At 36.6% G+C, this 19,364-nt stretch carries 12 protein-coding genes and 1 tRNA gene; 4 read left to right on the forward strand and 9 right to left on the reverse strand.

All coding sequences use genetic code 11. The features are described 5' to 3' along the window. Positions 1-28: 28 nt before the first annotated feature. Positions 29-105: transfer RNA gene (locus T429_RS0104035), tRNA-Pro, on the reverse strand. Between the two features lie 610 nt (positions 106-715). On the opposite strand from T429_RS0104035, the gene T429_RS0104040 reads away from it, so the two are divergent. Next, the gene (locus T429_RS0104040) at positions 716-1,090 is read left to right on the forward strand and encodes an iron-sulfur cluster assembly accessory protein (protein ID WP_005773451.1); all 375 of its coding nucleotides are present in this window, start codon (positions 716-718) and stop codon (positions 1,088-1,090) included. Between the two features lie 80 nt (positions 1,091-1,170). Here T429_RS0104040 and mazG read toward each other — a convergent pair whose 3' ends face one another. From mazG to T429_RS0104085, 8 genes are all read right to left on the reverse strand, one after another. After that, positions 1,171-1,977: a nucleoside triphosphate pyrophosphohydrolase gene (gene mazG, locus T429_RS0104045; RefSeq protein WP_005773452.1), complete on the reverse strand. Its 807-nt coding sequence runs from the start codon at positions 1,975-1,977 to the stop codon at positions 1,171-1,173. A gap of 32 nt (positions 1,978-2,009) precedes the next feature. Then, the gene (locus T429_RS0104050) at positions 2,010-2,939 is read right to left on the reverse strand and encodes a lipid A biosynthesis lauroyl acyltransferase (protein WP_005773453.1); all 930 of its coding nucleotides are present in this window, start codon (positions 2,937-2,939) and stop codon (positions 2,010-2,012) included. 6 nt (positions 2,940-2,945) lie between these two features. Continuing rightward, entirely contained in the window at positions 2,946-3,974 is a 1,029-nt protein-coding gene (locus T429_RS0104055; RefSeq protein ID WP_005773454.1) for a zinc-binding dehydrogenase, read from the reverse strand. Between the two features lie 60 nt (positions 3,975-4,034). Continuing rightward, positions 4,035-5,309 (reverse strand): beta-ketoacyl-ACP synthase, encoded by a 1,275-nt coding sequence (locus tag T429_RS0104060; protein ID WP_005773455.1) that lies wholly within the window; start codon positions 5,307-5,309, stop codon positions 4,035-4,037. Positions 5,310-5,324: 15 nt separating this feature from the next. Beyond that, a complete protein-coding gene (locus T429_RS0104065; RefSeq protein WP_005773456.1) occupies positions 5,325-6,500 on the reverse strand; it encodes a beta-ketoacyl-ACP synthase in 1,176 nt (391 codons plus the stop codon). Positions 6,501-6,510: 10 nt separating this feature from the next. Next, a complete protein-coding gene (locus T429_RS0104070; RefSeq protein ID WP_005773457.1) occupies positions 6,511-6,795 on the reverse strand; it encodes an acyl carrier protein in 285 nt (94 codons plus the stop codon). Positions 6,796-6,985: 190 nt separating this feature from the next. After that, positions 6,986-9,304, reverse strand: a complete 2,319-nt coding sequence (locus T429_RS0104075) for an NADP-dependent malic enzyme (RefSeq protein ID WP_005773458.1) — start codon at positions 9,302-9,304, stop codon at positions 6,986-6,988. A gap of 1,121 nt (positions 9,305-10,425) precedes the next feature. Beyond that, positions 10,426-14,985, reverse strand: coding sequence for a coiled-coil domain-containing protein (locus T429_RS0104085; protein WP_005773460.1), 4,560 nt, complete (start codon positions 14,983-14,985; stop codon positions 10,426-10,428). Between the two features lie 669 nt (positions 14,986-15,654). Here T429_RS0104085 and hfq point away from each other — a divergent pair. The 3 genes from hfq (at position 15,655) to T429_RS0104100 (ending at position 19,263) form a co-directional block, all read left to right on the forward strand. Beyond that, positions 15,655-15,894, forward strand: coding sequence for an RNA chaperone Hfq (gene hfq, locus T429_RS0104090; protein ID WP_005773461.1), 240 nt, complete (start codon positions 15,655-15,657; stop codon positions 15,892-15,894). A gap of 54 nt (positions 15,895-15,948) precedes the next feature. Next, entirely contained in the window at positions 15,949-17,292 is a 1,344-nt protein-coding gene (gene hflX, locus T429_RS0104095; RefSeq protein WP_005773462.1) for a GTPase HflX, read from the forward strand. Positions 17,293-17,436: 144 nt separating this feature from the next. Next, positions 17,437-19,263 (forward strand): hypothetical protein, encoded by a 1,827-nt coding sequence (locus tag T429_RS0104100; protein ID WP_005773463.1) that lies wholly within the window; start codon positions 17,437-17,439, stop codon positions 19,261-19,263. Positions 19,264-19,364 lie beyond the last annotated feature (101 nt).

Consider the following 19,364-nt stretch of genomic DNA (forward strand, 5'->3'; position numbering starts at 1 on the left):
AGAAGCTTATTTTATAGCATTTAGAAAATGGTCGGAGCGGCGGGATTTGAACCCACGACCCCTTGACCCCCAGTCAAGTGCGCTACCAGGCTGCGCTACGCTCCGATTCCCGTGTGAAACGATTAAATGACTGTTTCTTTAAAGGCAAGAGAAAAAATAAACAGAACAAAATCTAAAATACGCTTATATTGACGGCTTTTGAAAGTAAAAAATTTTGTCCATTAATATCTTATTATTCATTCGATATAAACAACGAATCTGTAAAGTTTTTTGTTATCTTTACATTTTGAGATCTATAGTTAATAGAGCTTTATAGATTTAACTCCTTTTTCAGATTGTGAAGGGGAAAGATTTGTAACTTTAAGGGTATTGGGGAAGGAGAGCCCATAAGTACGGGAGGTTTATTTCCTTTATATGATAGCTCATTAAAAAATAAATATTTTCAAAATGTTAGGATTGAATGTATGGCATTGAAACGTTTTTTTTTCGTTTAGAGTGTTTATAGCAGAGGTATTTTACTTCTTATGGGGAAAAAATTTTAAATTCTAGATTATACAATCAAAAATCTTATTCTATCAGGATACATTTTTATCCCAATAAAAAGGTTGGGATGTTTTAATTTATGTCTTGTTGTTTTTCTTCTAAAATACCAGATAGGAAATATGGTAGGGAAAAAACGTTTAAAGTGTCTATTAAGCTAAGAAAAGAGTAACCAATGAGTCGTTTTTCGGTAATAAGTTTAACACACGCCGCTGTGAATCGTGTTAAAGCGATTATGGATGCTAAAGATGCACGAGGTATTCTTGTTGGGATTAAAAAAGGCGGCTGTGCAGGGATGGAATATACAATTACTCTCGTCAAAGAAGAGGGGATAGATGCGGATGTTGTTGAAGTGAATGGTGCTCGTGTTTTTATCGCGCATGATGCGGTGTTATTTTTATTAGGAACACAAATGGATTATGAAGTGACAACGCTTCGTTCGGGCTTTGTTTTTAAAAATCCTAATCAAGTTTCAGCATGTGGGTGTGGCGAGTCGGTAGAACTTCGTCCTGTTTCCCAAGATCAATATAAAACAAATCAAGCTTCGTAAAATTATCCAAGTTTAGAGAAATTATCATTAAGTAGATTCTGGGAGATTTATTCTTTTGGGTAGGAAAAATCTGATATTTTTTATTGTTCTTTTTTAGCTTTCTTCCAAAGTGCTTCCATTTCACTTAAGGATGCGTCAGTGAGTGTTTTAGATTGAGTGGAGAGCTTTTCTTCAATATAGGCAAAACGACTTCGGAATTTTATATTTGTTTTTTTGAGTGCTTTTTGTGAATCAATTGCTAAGTGGCGCGCGAGATTAAGAAGAATAAAGTAGAGATCTCCAAATTCTGCTTCTATTTCTGAACTTTTTTTATTTTTGATGGCTTCTTTGAGCTCTTCGAGTTCTTCTTCTATTTTTGCAAAAACTTTATCACTTTCTTGCCAATCAAAGCCCACTTTAGCTGCAGCTTCTTGTAAAGCAATAGCCTCTTGATTTGCTGGCTGGATTGGTTTTATTTTTGCAAGAATACTTGAATTGTTGTTTTCTTTGTGCAATTTTTTTTGTTTAGTCTGTTCTTCTTTTTTTATATATTCCCACTCTTCTTTTATAAAACCTCGTTTTTTTTGTTCAGCATTTCCAAAAACGTGAGGATGGCGACGAATCATTTTTTTCGTAATTGCATAAACGACATCTTCAAAAGTAAAGCTACCTTCTTCTTGTGCAATGGTAGCATGATAAACAACCTGTAAAAGAAGATCACCAAGTTCTTCACAGAGATCTTTTTGGTTTTTTCGTTCAATGGCGTCGATGACTTCGTAAACTTCTTCGAGCAGATAGGGTATGAGGGATTCAAAAGTTTGTTTTTTATGCCAGAGACAACCATTATCAGGATTGCGTAAAGCAGTGATAATTGCGATGAGATCTTTGATATTTTTTGAGGCTAACATTTGTACTTCCTCTGTAAGCAATAGAGCTTATGTTAGATGTCCCAACGTCTATGTAACCACATCCATTGTCCGGGATATTCACGAACCCAAGTTTCAACAATATCATTTAATTTTTGCGTGGAAGCAGCGATATCAATATCATCTTTTTCATCTCGTGGAAGTTCTACATGTTCATATAATTCTAAACGATGACGTCCTCCAGGTAGACGAATACAACGCGCTGGATAAATATCACAGTCATATTGTCGCGCAAGCTTTATAATTAAGGGATTTGTTTTAAGGGGTCTGTTAAAAAATGTTCCCATGATACCGCGGCGAAATTTTTGATCAACAAGCATACCAACATTTTCACCTTCTGCTAATTTGCCTGCTAATGTCCACGCTGCACCGGCTTTTGAGGGAACAAGATGTCCCATAGAAGTTTGTCGTGCTTTAAGAACTCGTTTGGCAACATAAGGGTTATTGGGTGGTCTAAATAAGACCGTAACATTTAGATCAAAACTTTGTGCGCAAATAGGCAGAAGTTCAAAATTTCCAGTATGCGCTGTGAAAAAAATATGGGGCTTTTTTTCTTCTTTTAATCGTTCAAAGATTTCAATTCCCTTAACCTCAATAAAACCTGGCTCTTCCGCATGAGGATCAAAATCAAAAATTTTATCAAGAAAAATATATTCGGCTAGGAAACGTCCTATATTCTCCCACATTTCGATTGCAATCGCATAGCGTTCTTGCTCTGTTTTTTCAGGATATGCTCTCCTAAGGTTTTCAAGGGTTATCTGATGACGATGTACGAGGGGACCGATTTTTTTTGCCAACCAAGAAAAAAAAGAAATTCCCATTTTGGCTGGAAAGCATTTTAGAATAAATAAAGAACCAAAAAGCAGATATGCCCATAACAAATAGGATATTTTTTTAGCTATAACTTTAATACGATAGATGAGATTTTTAAGAGAAAGCTTCATCATGATTCAATTGATTTTAAGAATAATTTTACCAAAAACATCACGGCTCTCCATTCGTTTTAAAGCAGTATCCATTTCATCAAGTCCAACAATTGTATCAATGACAGGGTGTACGGCTTTTTGTGCCATTTTTTGCATGGCGTTTTTCATATTTTCCATACGGCAGCCAAATGAACCGAATATCTTAAGTTGTTGCTGAAATAATTGCATGAGATTTATTGATGCTGAAACACCAGAGGTAGAACCGCAAGTTACTAAGCGTGCGCCTTTTTTCATACACAACAAAGAACCGTTCCATGTATCGACCCCAACATGCTCGAAAACAACATCAACCCCTTTTTTTTGGGTTAATTTACGCACTACACCTTCAAAACGATCTTTACGATAATTAATCACATGATCGGCTCCAAGAGACTGTGCTTTTGCAACTTTTTCATCTGAACCTACTGTCGTTATAACGGTAGATCCCATATGTTTTGCAAGTTGAATGGCAGCAGAACCAATACCGGAACCGCCAGCTTGTATCAGGATTGTTTCTCCTGCTTGTAGTTTTGCGTTATCGAAAAGCATATGTTCTACGGTACCAAAAGTAATTGGAGCAACAGCGGCTTGAAGTTCATCACATTGGGGAGGAGCTGGAATCAATAAACGTGCTGGCAAATTGACAAGCTCACAAGCAAATCCATCAAGATGAAAACCGTAGACTCCCTTTACATCTGTACAAAGATTATCCCTTCCTTCATGACAAGCTTGGCACACCCCACAGGTTTGTGCTCCATAAATTGATACAATCTGTCCAAGTTGGAGATGTTTAACGTCATCTCCTATCTGTATAACCTCACCGGAAGCTTCTGCACCAATGATAAGAGGCATTTTTCTTTTCGCGAAAGCCATCCCACGCCAGCCCCATACATCAATATGATTAAGAGCAACAGCTTTGATCCGCACTGTTACTTCATTAGGGCTAGGTGAAGGTGGCGGCGAAATATTGCTGATTTTAAGCTGACGATCATCGAAGAGTTGCAATGCACGCATTATTATTCCCTAAAATATATACTACCAGGTTAGCATTATAAAATTTTATTCTATAAAGGATTATCCTTTATAGGCTGTGATAACAAGACTCGTATTTTGACCACCAAATCCAAATGAGTTGGATAAAACCGCATTGACATTCGCTTTACGGCTATGATGAGGAACAACGTCTAAAGGGATAGCAGGGTCAGGATTATCGTAATTTATGGTAGGTGGAAGTATTCCCGATTGAATAGTCAAAAGCGAAAAAACAGCTTCTATGGCACCAGCAGCCGTTAAGGTATGTCCAATCATTGATTTATTAGAAGAAACTGGAATATGTTCTAGAACATCACCGAAGACTGTCGATAATGCAAGATATTCCATTTTCTCATTTTCAGGTGTTGAGGTTCCATGGGCATTAATATAGTCAATTTCATGAATGGTTATTTGTGCATCATTTAAGGCTTTGCGAACGGATTCAATGGCTGGTGATGCATCGGGTTTTGAACGTGTACGGTGAAAATCATCGGCTGTTTCTCCACAGCCTGCTAGAATTCCTAAAATTTTAGCATTACGGTTTAATGCGCTTTGAAGAGACTCAAGAACAAGAGAACCTGAGCCTTCTGCCATAACAAATCCATCTCGATCTCGGCTGAAGGGTTTGGCTGCTTTTTCGGCAGGTTCATTTTGAGTGGAAAGAGCAGAGAGTAATGAAAAGCGAATGAGAGATTCTGCTGAAACTGATCCATCTGTCGCAATAGTAAGAGCACGATTTGTTTCACCTCGTCGAATAGATTCAACGCCTAATTGAATTGCCGTTGCACCAGATGCACAAGCTGTGGAAAGGGTAACAGGAAGACCTTTTGTACCAAATGTTTTTTGCAGCTTTTCTGCAATTGCAGCAAATTGTGTGGTTTCAAAAAGTGCCTCATGGCGTTTATGCTGACAGATTTTAAGAAGGTGTGCATAAGAAGGCTCATGATTGAATTCTTCCTCTTGATCGAGACTAAAACGTGCTTTCCATTCAAGTTCAACAGGAGGTGCAGCTAGAAAGAGTGGCCCATTAAAGCTTGTTTTATCAAGAGCAGCTTGTTCTAAAGCTTCCTCAGCAGAAAGATGGGCAAGCTTTTCAGAAAGAGCTGAAGCACCAAGCGTACTTTCTTTAAGAAAATCAATTGTTCCAGCAATATATGTATTTAATCCATCAACGGGAAAACGCGTTATTTTGTGGATGCCGCTTACACCGTTTGTTAATTTTTGCCAATTTTCACGTTTCCCTTGTCCTAGTGATGTAACAACACCTGCTCCTGTTATAGCTACAATTGGACGCCCAAAATGATCATGATATTTCACGATAGAAATTTCCCTTCAAACAGCAGTAAGACGCACAACACCTTCAGCTCTTTTTATACCAATCGTTGTAACGAATATTTCATGAATTTCTTTAGAAAAAGGTTTTTCATGAGGACTTAACGCTGGAAAACAGTGTTTTTTCTCAATTGAAAGGGCTGCAAGGGCAAGTGCTAAAGGCAATTGTGCTTCTCGCATATAACCAAATAATGTTGTAATACCTCGGTAAGATAGATTAGCATCATCAAGAGCATTTTTTTCTGCTTTTGTTGCTTCATGAGCACCTGAAGCTGCTGAAATGACTAAGGAATCTTTAGTGCCTATTGTTTTCAACATTGTTGTAATTGATTCCTTAAGCGGCATTTTGGTTCTATCTGTTTGGTCTGTAATAATTTGACTAATTTCAGCATAAGCACGTGCATTCCGTTTTTTTGCATGTTCTCCACTTTCAAGAACCAGAAAGATACCACCAGAACCGGTAATAATACCTCCACCAGGATGAATTTCACGATCCCAGACTGAACTCCACCCATTATGGGTTAAAAGCCCTCCAAGCTCATGGGCTAATAACATATCATAACTTTGTGCGTTATAGGAACTGCCTATAAGAGCATGGGTACTTTGTCCTGATTGAATACGGGCGACAGCAATTTGAAGTGAGGAAAGTCCACTGCCTTCTTCTCCCATAAAGGTGCGGGATGATCCAGTGACTTTATGAACAATTGAAATGTTTCCCGCCAGAAGATTTGAAAGTTGTGCTAAAAATAATGTTGGACGAAGCTCGGTCGAAAGAGCAACATTTAACATAGAATCATGATCGGTAACTGCGCGCGCTTTAGAAAGAATCTGTGTATCAACAGGAATATCACGTTCTCCTCCACTTGCTGCTACGATCATGTCCATTGTTGACGTGAATTGTTCATTATTTTTCATGCCTGCATCATCAAGAGCAAGACCAGCCGCATAGGTACCAAGACGTTGCCATGTTCCCATTTGCCGTTGATCACTTTTTTTGGGAATTTGTAAACTCCAATCAACTTCGGGCAATTTATGAACTGTGTAGGGTGAAAAAGTTGTACAATCTAGGTTTGGTTTACAGATTGGATCATTTAAAAGATTCCAATGTTGATCAGTTCCTTCCCCCAGAGAGCTTATGAGGCCTATACCGGTGATGAATACAGATTGATCATGCATAGTCAAAAAATTACTCCGCCTGTTTTAAGGCAACGAGATCATCAATTTTTGCACAAAGGTTTTTAAGAACAAAGTATTCCTCTGTCGCAACCGTACCTTCATTGACTTCTTGCGTCCATTGCTCTAGGGGAACTTTTATTCCGAAAGCTTTATCAATAGCGAAAACAATATCAAGAAAGTCAAGACTATCGATACCCAAATCATCAATTGTATGACTTTCAGGTGTGATTGTGTTGCGGTCAATTTCACTGATTTCTGCAATAATATCAGCAACTTTATCAAATGTGGAAGGCAATGTATGGATTCCTTATTATAGAGTTAGTAAATTCAAAATACATTTAATATCCATCCTTTTAGCCTTTTTTCTCTTTAAAAAAAAGCCTTAATCCAGAACATAGCTGTCTTTTCTAGAGAGAAAAGAATTTTGCAAATGCGTGAAGTGCTATACCTTAATATTAAAAAAACTTTGAAGTTTTATTATACATTTATTTTATAAGTTTATTTTTTCTATTTGCAGCAAGGACGGCAAGGGCTGTGATATTAACAACGCCTCGGGAAGTTACTGAAGGCGTTAGTATATGGGCGGGGCGTGCGGCCCCAATTAAAATAGGACCAACATGGAGTGCATTTGTGAGGCTTTTAACAGTGTTGAGCGTGATATTGGCTGAATCAAGAGTTGGAAAGACAAGCAAATTTGCTTCACTTTTGAGACGAGAATCAGGAAAAACACGATCACGAAAAACTTTGGAAAGAGCAGCATCACCATGCATTTCACCATCTGCTTCTAAATGAGGATGTAATTTGGCAAGAATTTCTGTTGCACGGCGCATTTTACGCGCACTTTCTGTGTTTTTAGAACCAAAGTTTGAGTGTGATAGTAAAGCTGCTTTGGGTGTTATTCCAAATGCTTCAACTTCTTGAGCTGCCAATACAGTCATTTCAGCGATTTCTTCTGCAGAAGGATTTTCATTAACGTAAGTATCGGTGAGAAAAAGAGTACGCTGTTGAGAGATAAGCAAACTCATAGCAGAAAAACGATGAACATGAGGATCAAGTCCGATAATTTGTTCGATCAATTCAAGTTGACGTTCAAAACGCCCCTCTAAGCCGCAAATCATCGCATCTGCTTCTTCACGCATGACGGCAAGGGCAGCAATCGCCGTTGTTGATGTTCTCACGATTGTTTTTGCCATTTCAGGTGTAACGCCACGTCTTCCTGTATAATGAAAAAATAAATTAACATAATCACGAAAACGTGGATCATCTTCAGGATTTGTTAATTCAAAATCTATATTAGGGCGAATTTTCAAACCAAAGCGTTTTAATCTTGCTTCTACAACATGTGGACGGCCAATAAGGAGAGGTGTTGCTGTTTGTTCTTCAATGACAACTTGCGCTGCACGAAGGACGCGTTCATCTTCACCATTGGCGTAGATGACGCGTTTACGTTTTGCTGTTTTTGCGGCAGCAAATACAGGTTTCATTGTTAAACCAGAAAGAAAAACAAATCGATTGAGGATATCATGGTAGGCTTCCATATCTTCAATGGGACGAAGGGCAACACCCGTTGCCATTGCTGCTTTAGCAACAGCAGGAGCAATACGTAGGATTAAACGCGGATCAAAAGGAGAGGGGATCAGGTAGTTGGGTCCAAAATTAGGCGGTGCTTTTGCATATGCACGGGCTACAACATCTGAAGTTTCTTCACGAGCAAGGCCAGCTATAGCATGAACAGCAGCCATTTTCATTTCTTCGTTAATTGCAGTCGCACCTACGTCTAATGCACCACGAAAGATATAGGGAAAACAAAGGACATTATTAACTTGATTGGGATAATCAGAGCGCCCTGTGCAGATCATTGCATCGGGTCGTATAGAATGTGCTTCTTCCGGCATAATTTCTGGTACTGGATTAGCCAGTGCTAAAATGAGTGGATTTCGAGCCATTTTTTTAAGATATTCAGGCTTTAAAACACCACCCGCCGATAGTCCTAAAAAAATATCTGCATCATTAATAATATCAGATAAAGTTCGTGCGTCAGTTTTTTGTGCATAATTGACTTTCCAACGATCCATAAGGGTTTGGCGGCCTTCATAAACAACTCCCTCTAAGTCACTAAGCCAAATATTTTCAATTTTTGCCCCAAGACGGACCAAAAGATTAAGGCAAGCAAGGGCGGCAGCACCGGCACCTGAAGTAACTATTTTTGCATTTTCAATTTTTTTTCCTGAAAGATTTAAGGCATTTAATACAGCCGCAGAAACAATAATGGCCGTTCCATGTTGATCATCATGAAAAACTGGAATATTCATCTTAGCGCGCAGCTTTTCTTCGATTTCAAAACATTCAGGAGCCTTAATATCTTCAAGATTAATACCACCAAATGTAGGTTCTAAGGTAGATACCGTTTGTACCATTTGTTCTATATCGGATGCATCAATTTCAATATCAAAAACATCAATATTGGCAAATTTTTTGAATAAAACGGCTTTGCCTTCCATAACTGGCTTTGAAGCGAGTGGCCCAATGTTTCCTAAACCAAGAACAGCCGTTCCATTTGATATAACAGCGACTAAATTAGAACGAGATGTATATTGAGCAGCAAGATTGGGATCTTTATGAATTGCAAGACATGGTGCTGCAACACCTGGGGAATAAGCAAGAGCTAAATCACGTTGATTATCAAGAGGTTTTGTTGCTTGTATTTCCAATTTTCCAGGTTTGGGATGTTGGTGATAAAAAAGTGCAGCACTGTCAAGTTCAGCTATTGGTGAACTGAAATTACTCTTTCGTTCTCTAGACATTTTTATGATATCCAAGTTAGTGTATGTTTATTATATTTCCATCTACGATAAGGTTTTATCCATTAATAGATCCTCATTTCTCTGAATATCAAAATGCATGAGCATGAGAAAATTCTTCTGGATCGTAAAACCAGTTTGATGTTTCTTTTCATTTGTGCGCAGGAATAATTTTATTGACAGCGGCACGTTTGTTTTTCTTTCCTTAATAAAATGCGTAAAAGTGATTAGTCTACAAGCAAATAAAACATTTAATAATGATTACATTACCAAGCCATTATTCTTTTTGCAATGCTTACAAAATAAGGAAAGAAAAGAAGAGCTTACTTATTCATTTCATTCGCTTTTTATAAAGTATATATTTTATTTAAATTTCTATACGGAAGTAGAAGAAATTTTAAAACAGAAATTTGAAAGTTATAAACCGTTTGTTCAGCTCTTTTGATAAGAAGATAGGAACGTTGAAAATGGAAGATGTGTTTTTTATTGTTCAATTAATTGTTAATCGTTTAAAGTTGTATTTTTTATATACTGGTAAGTCATGTGTTGTAATAAACAAAAATTTCACTGAAAAAGCTTACATTGCGCATTTTATACAGGAATGCATATATTCCGTATAATGCGTTACTTTATAATTTAGAATGAAATATCTCGTATAGTGGATGGGAAATTTGAATACACTAAGATTCATCGATTTTAAATTCGTCTATATAATAAAGAATATTTACTTACATATTTTAAGCGAGAGCGGTATGTGGGTAAAAAAACTTTAAGAAAGGAATAGAGATGCTTTTTATGAGCTGTTTTAATAAAAAGCACGAAAAATTTTGAGAATTAGCAAATAAAATAATATTACTGGTTTTGTTCTTATAAAAAATAAAAAGATTAAGGAGAGGATAAAGAAGTAGAAAATATGTTTTATCATTTTTGAGAATGATAGGCTGTTTGATAAGTTAGTATGCTTTCTTTAGGGTTATCACTTAGGTTATCAAGGAAAAATGCGTGCCAATTATCAGTCTTTGAAGTACAAAGCTCCAGCTGACCGTAAAGCACTCTATGATGAGCAATTAAGACAACTGGAAAGAGAAAAGTGGAAAAAATATTTTTTCCACTTTTTTTGTTGTCTATTGAATTCGTCCACTTGCATGAGCAAGCATGGTATAAACTTTTCCTGTATCTGATATCAGGTATTTGCGAACTGAGTTGGAAGAACCAGAACTGCGCGATATATCACGTAAGAGCTTTTCGAAGTCCGAAACATATTGATTCACTGAACGCTTAAACTCAAAATCACTCATATATTTTTTCTTAATCATTTCAAATATTGTTTTCCCATTCAAGGTATAAAGGCGTTCTGTTACGATGTTTTTTTGGCCACGTTGATAATGATCCCATAGCTCAACAATGGCATTATGATTAATCGCTTGCACTATACCTGATGCTAACGCGTTAAGAGAACTGTTTGTAGGACGTGATTTTGTTTGTACTGATGTTAAAACAGCATCATTTGGGGTTTCATCATAAAATGTTTCTTCACGTGAAGCTCTTTCTAAGAGATTTGACACCCATTTATTTGGTCTTTTTATGCTTTGATCTTGTTGTAAAACAGGTTTAGGAGGAATGATCTTTTTAATGAACTCAGGAGAATTCTCACTTCTGTTATTAAGCACTGATGATGTAGGAAATGCCGATATTAACTGTTCTTTTGCACTCTTTTGATCATTTTGTATAACACTGATGAGATCTTTTAATGCTGCAATTTGCTCATTCAAAGCCGTACGAATTGTTTGCGTTGTTTCTTTTGTTTTTTCTGGAAGCTTTTTAGCATTTTCATGAATATCATTATTAATCTTTGAAAGCTCTAAACGAACTTCATCCGCGGAGCGACGTATATCTTCTGCTGCTCCCGAAAAACGCGTTGACGCTTCACTAATAAGCCTATTAAGCGATTGTTGGAATGAATCTGTGGCGTTACGCGCATTCTTATCAGAGCGTTCAAGGGCTAAGTTGAAGATTTTTTCATAATGCTCAATCATTTGATTAATTTCATGAGACTTTGAAACAAGTGCATCGCTTAATGCAGAAAGTGTATTACGTTTTTCTTCAAGCGTTGAACTTAGTGAATTTTCAGACTGTTCAAGAACATGAATAGTTTTGGAAAGTGTTTTCGCATGTTCACCAAAACTATTCGTTATATGATTAATTTGTTCAAAGGTGTTGTTTGAGAGTCCTTGCAGAATTTCAACATTATTATTAAGTGCTTGATTTGAGACTGATAAACGCTCTGCTACTTGGTTCGTGTTGCGGAAAAAATTGTTCGTTGTTTCATTAAACTGACCATCGATATTTTGAACAGCTGATAATAAAACATTACTATTTTCTTGGAAGTTGTAAATTGATTGATTCAACTGCTGTAAGATGGACGAGACATTATTCACAAGCTCTTCCTTCATAGCTGTTACTGTTTGAAGTGTTTCAGAGTTTGCTTTGTTTAAGCTATTCACTAAAGATTCATTATGTGCATAAATTCTTTGCTCAGCATCTTGTGTGGAGAGAGAGAGTTGCTCACCGATATGCTGCGTTAAAGAATCAATTGATTCTGTTGTACTTTGTGCTGCTTGATTTAAGTGGTTTGTCAGCTCTGTTATTTTTCCAACATGTTCTGAAATTTGTATTGCTGTCTGATTCTTCGCATCTTCCAGACGGCTTGTTACATCAGAAAGCTGATAGCCTAAATTACTTTTAAGACTTTGCATAGAATGATGAAGAACATCACAACGTTCATTAAGGACTTGCTCTATTGCTGTTGTTGATGTGTGAATTGTTTCATTCAATAATGCTTGTGCATTATGACTGGCTGTTGCGAAGGCTTCGACGGTATGCGCTGTTTGTTCAGACAGAACGGACAGAACTTTTTCACTGGTATCATACACTGTTTTCTTAACGTTTGATACGATGCGATTGCCTGACTCTGAGAGAATATTTTCAGCTTGTGCAGTAGCATTTGTAACAGATGAGAGAATTTGTTCACCCGTAGAAGAAAGCATATCAGAAGCTTTTATAATCTTATTATGCAGATTATCTGTGACTGTATTAACAGAATCTTCTAAGCTAACACGCATATTGTCAACACTATTTTCCAGCGCTTGTTGAATTATTTGACTTTGCTCATTACTCAGCATGAGAGACGTCTTTAACGTGTCAGAACGTTCCTCAATAACAGATGTTTGCATATCAATGGCTTCACAGACTTGGCTAAATTTTTCAGATAATGTTTCCTCTAGCGTTGTTGCCCGTTCAAAAATTTTGTGTGCACGATCTTCTAAATTTGTATCGAATGATTCCATACGCGTTTCAAGGGTTTCGAAGAAAACACCACTCGATTGAGAGAGAGTATTCTTTAAAACTTCAGCGTGGCTTTCAAGGTTTTTTATATGATCTTGAACTGTTTCAGTAATGTTTTTATTATTGGCGGCGATTGCACTCTCAACTAAGTCTATTTGCTGTTTCAATGCTACATCGACACGTATATCACTTTTTGCGATGAGATTATGGATTGTTTCCATGCGCTGTTCGAGAGTGCGCGCTTGATCAGCAAGAACTTCATTAAGAGAAAAGCTATTAATTGCCAAAGAGTCACGCAAAGCATCGGCACGGATATCAATATTTCTCGCTTGTGCTTCTAAAGCATCTTGCGTTGTATTGCAACTTTGTACAATGACTTCTTGTAATTTGTCAGTGCATTGAATGATATTTTCAATATGATTTCCAGCTTGTTTATCAACGAGTTGAGCATTCTCAGTCAAAACTTTTTCAATATGAGACGTATTTTGGACCAAGACATCAATCTGATTTCTTAATGCATCAGTGATTTTACCCTTCTCGCTATCAAGCATGTCTGCCATGAGAGCTCGTTGATCAGAAAGTTGTAGTTTAAAATCTTGTGAACGTTCTTGTATAATATCAACAATGGCATTGTCGATATGTTGAATTTCTTCTCTCAAGTTTTCTTTACTTTTATCAATAGCAGACAGAATAGCTTCACGTCCATTTGTAAATGCATGGGTAATGTCTGCTGTTTTTTCTTGGAGATTTTCATTTATTTTCAAAACATGAGCTTCCAAAAAGTTACCAAGTTTTTCGGCATTATCCTCTAAAGCTTGACTGCGTTCTATAAAGGAATCAATAATGGAGTTACTGTGTTCTTTAAGAGAAAGATCAACAGTTGCTAAACGTTGTTCAAAGGCTCCAATGGCTTGTGAGGTTACATTATCAAATTTAGAAGAGAGTTTATGTGCTTGATCATCAAGCTTTAAAATTTTCTCATCAAAGTTCTTTAGAGATTGATTATTGCGATCAAGAAGAGCTTTATCTAAGGCTTTAAACTTTTCATCGACAACGTGCAAAGTTTGATCGGTTACTGTTTGTATATGCGTTGCAATTTTAGCAGCATGCACTTCTGCTTTTGCTGCTGTTTCGTTAAAGGTTTTTTCTATTTGTTTCTCATTATAATCAAATCGTTTTGCAAAACCATCAAAGTTTTTTCCTAATTCATCAAAAAACTTTGTGTTCTTCTGCTGAATTTGTGTTGTTGTTTCGTTAAATTTCTCAACAAGCTGATTTGTTACACCATCACCGGCATAGGAAAGTTTTTCAACAAGGTCTTCACCCTGTTTTTGTAAAGTTTGAGAAAGAGTTTGTGCAAGCTTTTCAACATTGGTGACAATTTTAGAAGTAACCAAGCCAAATTCATCACTCAGTTGTTCTTGTGTTCCTTTAATTGTTGATTGTACGCGATCGGCATGATTCAAAATGGCTATGCGTTCATTACTCAATTCTTTGATGAGTGTATGAATGCGTGATTCATTTTCAGCATAAGCTTGTTCTAGGTTGTGAACTTCACCTTGTATGATTGCTTCAAGTTCAACAGCACGTCCAAGAGTCCTTTCAATCCCTTCGTTCATTGCTGCGACTTCTTCACGAATGGTTTGCCCTATCGCAATAGCTTGTTTTTCAGATAACTGTTGTGGTTCACTAAGGCGTTGCGCAGCATTTGTCATTAGAAGAGCAATATTATGCAATTCGTTAGAACGTTTTGTTAATTGAGCAACACCCCAAGATATAAGGATGGGAATTGCTGTTCCGGCCGCTACAGCGAGTCCTGTTGGGGATGTCACAAAAGTACTGATATTAGACAAGGAGCTTAGTCCAGCTGGGGCGAGTTTATGGGCAATAAAAGCTCCCCCAGTTGCCCATAAAGCACTAAGCGCTGTTGTATACCAGTAGATTCGAGAGGAAGAACGGTGCTTTAAGAGTCCAAAATTTACAGGGGTTGTTATATCATCATTTGCAGGAAGAAGTTTTGACGATAACAATGTATTGTGAACCGTTCCCCCTGAAATATCAGGTGAAGTTTTTGGAGCAAAAAGCTGTCCAACAACGGATTTGTCAATAACAGCATCATCATGAATATTAGAGACAAAAGTTGAAGGACCATTTTCAGCAAAAAATTCTTCTTCTGCCATTGCAATTTTTTGAATCAAATCATCGACATTAACGATATTTTCAGAGTTATTCGATGATATTGTCTCAAATTCTGTGTCATCGAAATCAAAGTTCATCGCTTTTGTGAGGGCTTCTTCAACTTCAACTTCAAATGTTTGCAATTTGGTTCTGCGTGCCATACTCGCCTCGTACTCTTACAGACGGGAAAAAGGGATACGTCCTCTTCCACATAATTTCCGCATACTAGCTGTTAATCATTTAGAAAGGAATATGCTGAGGAAAAAAATTTAAAAACTTATCAAAATAAAGTTAACGCAGTATCTTACACTCTGTTTAAAAAGGTTATAAAATATAATAAAAACAATTTATTATTTGATTCTAAAAAAAACAAAAATACTGTTTACAACTTGTGCTTATAAAAAACTTTATTAGCTTATTTTCTTTGAGATAAGGACAATTTAATGGCAGTTATATATTAATATTGAAAAAATAGTGTGGTGCCAATGCATTTTTGCTTATCGATGCGCGGTATAAGTGTTTTGTCTGCTTCCTTTTATTGATTCTAAATAAAGGGGATTAATCGTTTCATACGTCGTTTGTGATAGATTAGGATGTATAAAAATTTGTTTCTTAACTGTAAGTTCATAAAAAAGTAAACGTGAAAAAAATTTGAATTTAATGATAGATTTTCATAAGCTGTGCTTTATTATTGCTTTAAAGAGCAGTTTTTTCTAATATTTCAGTTGTTTGTTGCTAAAATTTGAAGCTTCTACGTTGACAATTGAATATTTTTCAGTCGATATGCATGCACGAATATTTTATGCAATCGAGATGAAGGTGTAAGAATAATGGCAGAGCGATCACAACACCTGCAAGATGTGTTTTTAAATACGGTGCGTAAGCAAAAAATTTCCCTTACAATTTTTCTTGTTAATGGCGTTAAACTCACGGGTATTGTAACTTCATTTGATAATTTTTGTGTCCTTTTGCGTCGAGATGGACACGCGCAATTGGTTTATAAGCATGCTATTTCTACGATTATGCCCGGACAGCCTGTACAGATGTTTGAAGGAGAAAGTCCTGAGTAAACACATCATTTTAAGATAAACCTCTTATCCCATTTTTAAAGTACTTAGATTGCTATGATAAATGAAAATGAGAGATTAGGAGGGGTATTTTCGCAAGTTATAAAACAAGTGCGCGCACTTGTTTTGATACCGATTTTTCAAGAGAATAGAACTGAAAACTCTTTGAGAGAATGCTCTAGATCTTCTCGCCTTCAAGAGGCATTGGGGTTAGCGCGTGCTATAAGGTTAGAAGTTGTTCATTATGAAATAATTAGTATTGCAACACCTCGTCCTGCGACTCTCTTTGGAAAAGGTAAAGCCGATGCGCTTGCCAATTATATCCATGAATATTCCATTGAGCTTGCGATTATAGATCACTTTTTAACGCCAATACAGCAGCGTAATTTAGAAAAATTATGGAATTGTAAAGTTATCGATAGGACGGCTTTGATTCTTGAAATTTTTGGTGATCGTGCACGAACAAAAGAAGGGGTTTTGCAAGTAGAATTGGCGCATTTGTCCTATCAAAAAGGGCGGCTTGTGCGGAGTTGGACGCACTTGGAAAGGCAACGAGGGGGGCGTGGCTTCTTAGGTGGACCTGGTGAAACGCAAATTGAAGCTGACAGGCGTCTTTTACAAGAGAAAATTATTCGTATTCGTCGCGAATTGGAAACGGTTATTAAAACGCGTGCACTTCATAGAGCAAAAAGAAAAAAAACATCTTATCCTGTTGTTGCTTTGGTAGGATATACGAATGCAGGAAAATCAACTCTTTTTAACCGTTTAAGCGGTGCTGATGTTTTAGCAAAGAATATGTTATTTGCAACGCTTGATCCCACTTTGCGCAAAGTTGTTCTTCCCCATGGAAAATCGATTCTTTTGTCTGATACTGTAGGTTTTATCTCTAATTTGCCAACAAATTTGATTGCAGCTTTTAGAGCAACCCTTGAAGAAGTGATTGAAGCGGATCTCATTATTCATGTAAGAGATATGTCAGATCTTAATCATCGAGCCCATGCCCAAGATGTCTTAGAAGTTCTTTCAAGTCTTGATATCGATATTGATGATCTAGAGCATATCATAGAAGTTTGGAATAAGATTGATATGTTAGATGAGCAAGCTTTGAATGTTTTACAAACGAGCGCAATGACACGGTCAAATCCTGCTCTCATGGTATCAGCACTTAAAGGGGATGGATTCGATCAATTATTAAAAACTATTGAAAAGCGAATTTTTGGAGAGGTCCAGAGCGTTGAATATCTTTTAAAACCTCATGAAATGTCACTTATTGATTGGTTTTATGAAAACTCTGCAGAAATAAAGCAGGAAGGACATGATGATGGGTCTGTTACCATTAGAGCTGTTCTTACTTCTGAAGCAAAAAAACAACTAGAAAATATCAAAAAAAATATGAATTAAGTTTTTTAAAGCTATTGTTGAACTTTTTTGCTCAAATTTTGTGTTTTTCTTATCTCAAAATAATATGACAGTAAGTTAAGAGGATAGTTACTACTTTCTCTTAATAAAAAAATATGAAGAAATATTTTGCTGGTTAAAATAAATATGAGTCTTAAATGGAATAAAAGACTGTTCGTGCGTGCAGTATGGCGAAACATTTTGATTGTTTTGCTGTTGCAAGTGCTGTGTATCTCTTTGATTTCGTTTTATTATTTTATTCAGCCCCGTGGTTATCAAGCAACTATAGCTTTTTCATTATCTGATTCTGTAGGAAAGCCATTATCCATTGAAAAACAAGACAATATTATCGCCTTTTTGTTTTCACAGCCCATATTTTTCGATGATTCGTCTTTTTCTTTAAGTGCTTCTTATAAGAAAAAAAAACAAGAAAATATTCGTTTATCGCGTCATGGAGATCTTATCAATCTTACTTTTCATGCTGAAACACTTGAAGCAGCGCAACAGGGTGTGGAAACTTGGTTTTCTGCATTTTCACAAGCAATCATACAACAAAAACAATCTTTGTTAAATGAGAAATTAAAAGACAAACAATACGATAATGCTGCAATCGTTAATATCATGCAAGGATTTCGTGCCTCTGTTGATTCTTTTATTCAGCATGGTGTAAAACAAACAGAACTTCATGATCTTTCGACGCAATTAACGCAAGCAACTTTAAAGCGTATTCATTTAACAAGTTTGAATTCAACAATTAACATGATGCGTGAAAAGGGGCAGTCTTTACTGTCTTTATCACTTATTGCAGGCAATTCAGCAATTGTATCTCTGGAATCTAAACGTGATCTCTTGGAAACACAAAGAGCACATATGGCTGCGCAATTGGGGTGGACACATCCTCAAATTAAGGCCATGACTGCGGAATTAGAGGCGGTTTCTTATCAATTAAAAAATAAAATTTTACAGATCGTTAATCAAGTTCATTCCGATGAGATTATTGCAACGGAGTTGGAAAAACAGCTCAAAAAAAGAGTGAGCTTTTTTGTAAAAGATCAATCCCAATCTTTGAATGAAATCTTTAACGCGTTTGAAAATAAAATAAAAGCAGAGATCGATGCACAAAATAAAGCGATGAGTAAGCCTACTCAAAGAAGCGAAAAAGTTATGGGTTCATATCGAGGATTGAGTGATAATTCTCTTCTCTTGCAAAATGTAAAGATCCATGTGGTTACACCAACAAAGTTAGCGCCAATTTCTTTTATAGCTCTTTATGGAAAAAATATTCTTGTGAGTGCATTGGTGAGCTTCCTTACTCTTTTGCTCGGAATAGTGTTATTTTATCCGTGCTTTAGAAGTAAAAAAGATCAACTCTCAGAAGAGAATTTGGGATCAAAAGAAAATGCTCTCAAGAAGAATGAGAGTATGTTAGTCTCTCAAGAAATGAAAAATTTTGAAGCTTTTATTACGATAGAGGGATTATCTGATGTTTTGAAATGGCGCGCTTCAACCGTTATTTCAATCATTGGACCAGAGGCTGCACGAACAGCGGCAAAACTTTCACTTCATCTTACAAAAGAGCACAAAACAATTTTGTTGGTTGATATCTCGGGTCAACAAATCGAGAAAGTCATTGGCCCACATCGGGGACTGAGTGATATTTTAACGGGCCATGCCCAGTTGCATGACGTTATTTACCGTGATTATGATACGGGGGTTGATATTCTCCCTCAAGGGTTAACAAGCGCTGTTTCTGCACAAGATTTTTCAAATAATATTTCCTATATATTACAAGAATTTAAGAAAGAGTATGATTTTATCATTTTAGAGATGGCAAGCGAACCTAAATATGGGGTTGAGCAATTTGCAGAGCTAACGGACTATTATATTTGTCATAGTGTTCTTAATGAACAGGACTGGATGATGCGGATGGTCAGTTGCTTTCCAAAGACTGTGTATCGTGTTGTTGCGTTATGAATTTCGTAAAAAAAGAAATATGTATTGCGTGTTATAGTGGTACGCTTGTTTTTTGCTAAAGTTATAGTACATACTAGTGTGCGGAGATTTTCTGTTTAAAT

It is taken from the genome of Bartonella elizabethae F9251 = ATCC 49927, assembly GCF_000518165.1.
Lineage (GTDB): Bacteria > Pseudomonadota > Alphaproteobacteria > Rhizobiales > Rhizobiaceae > Bartonella > Bartonella elizabethae.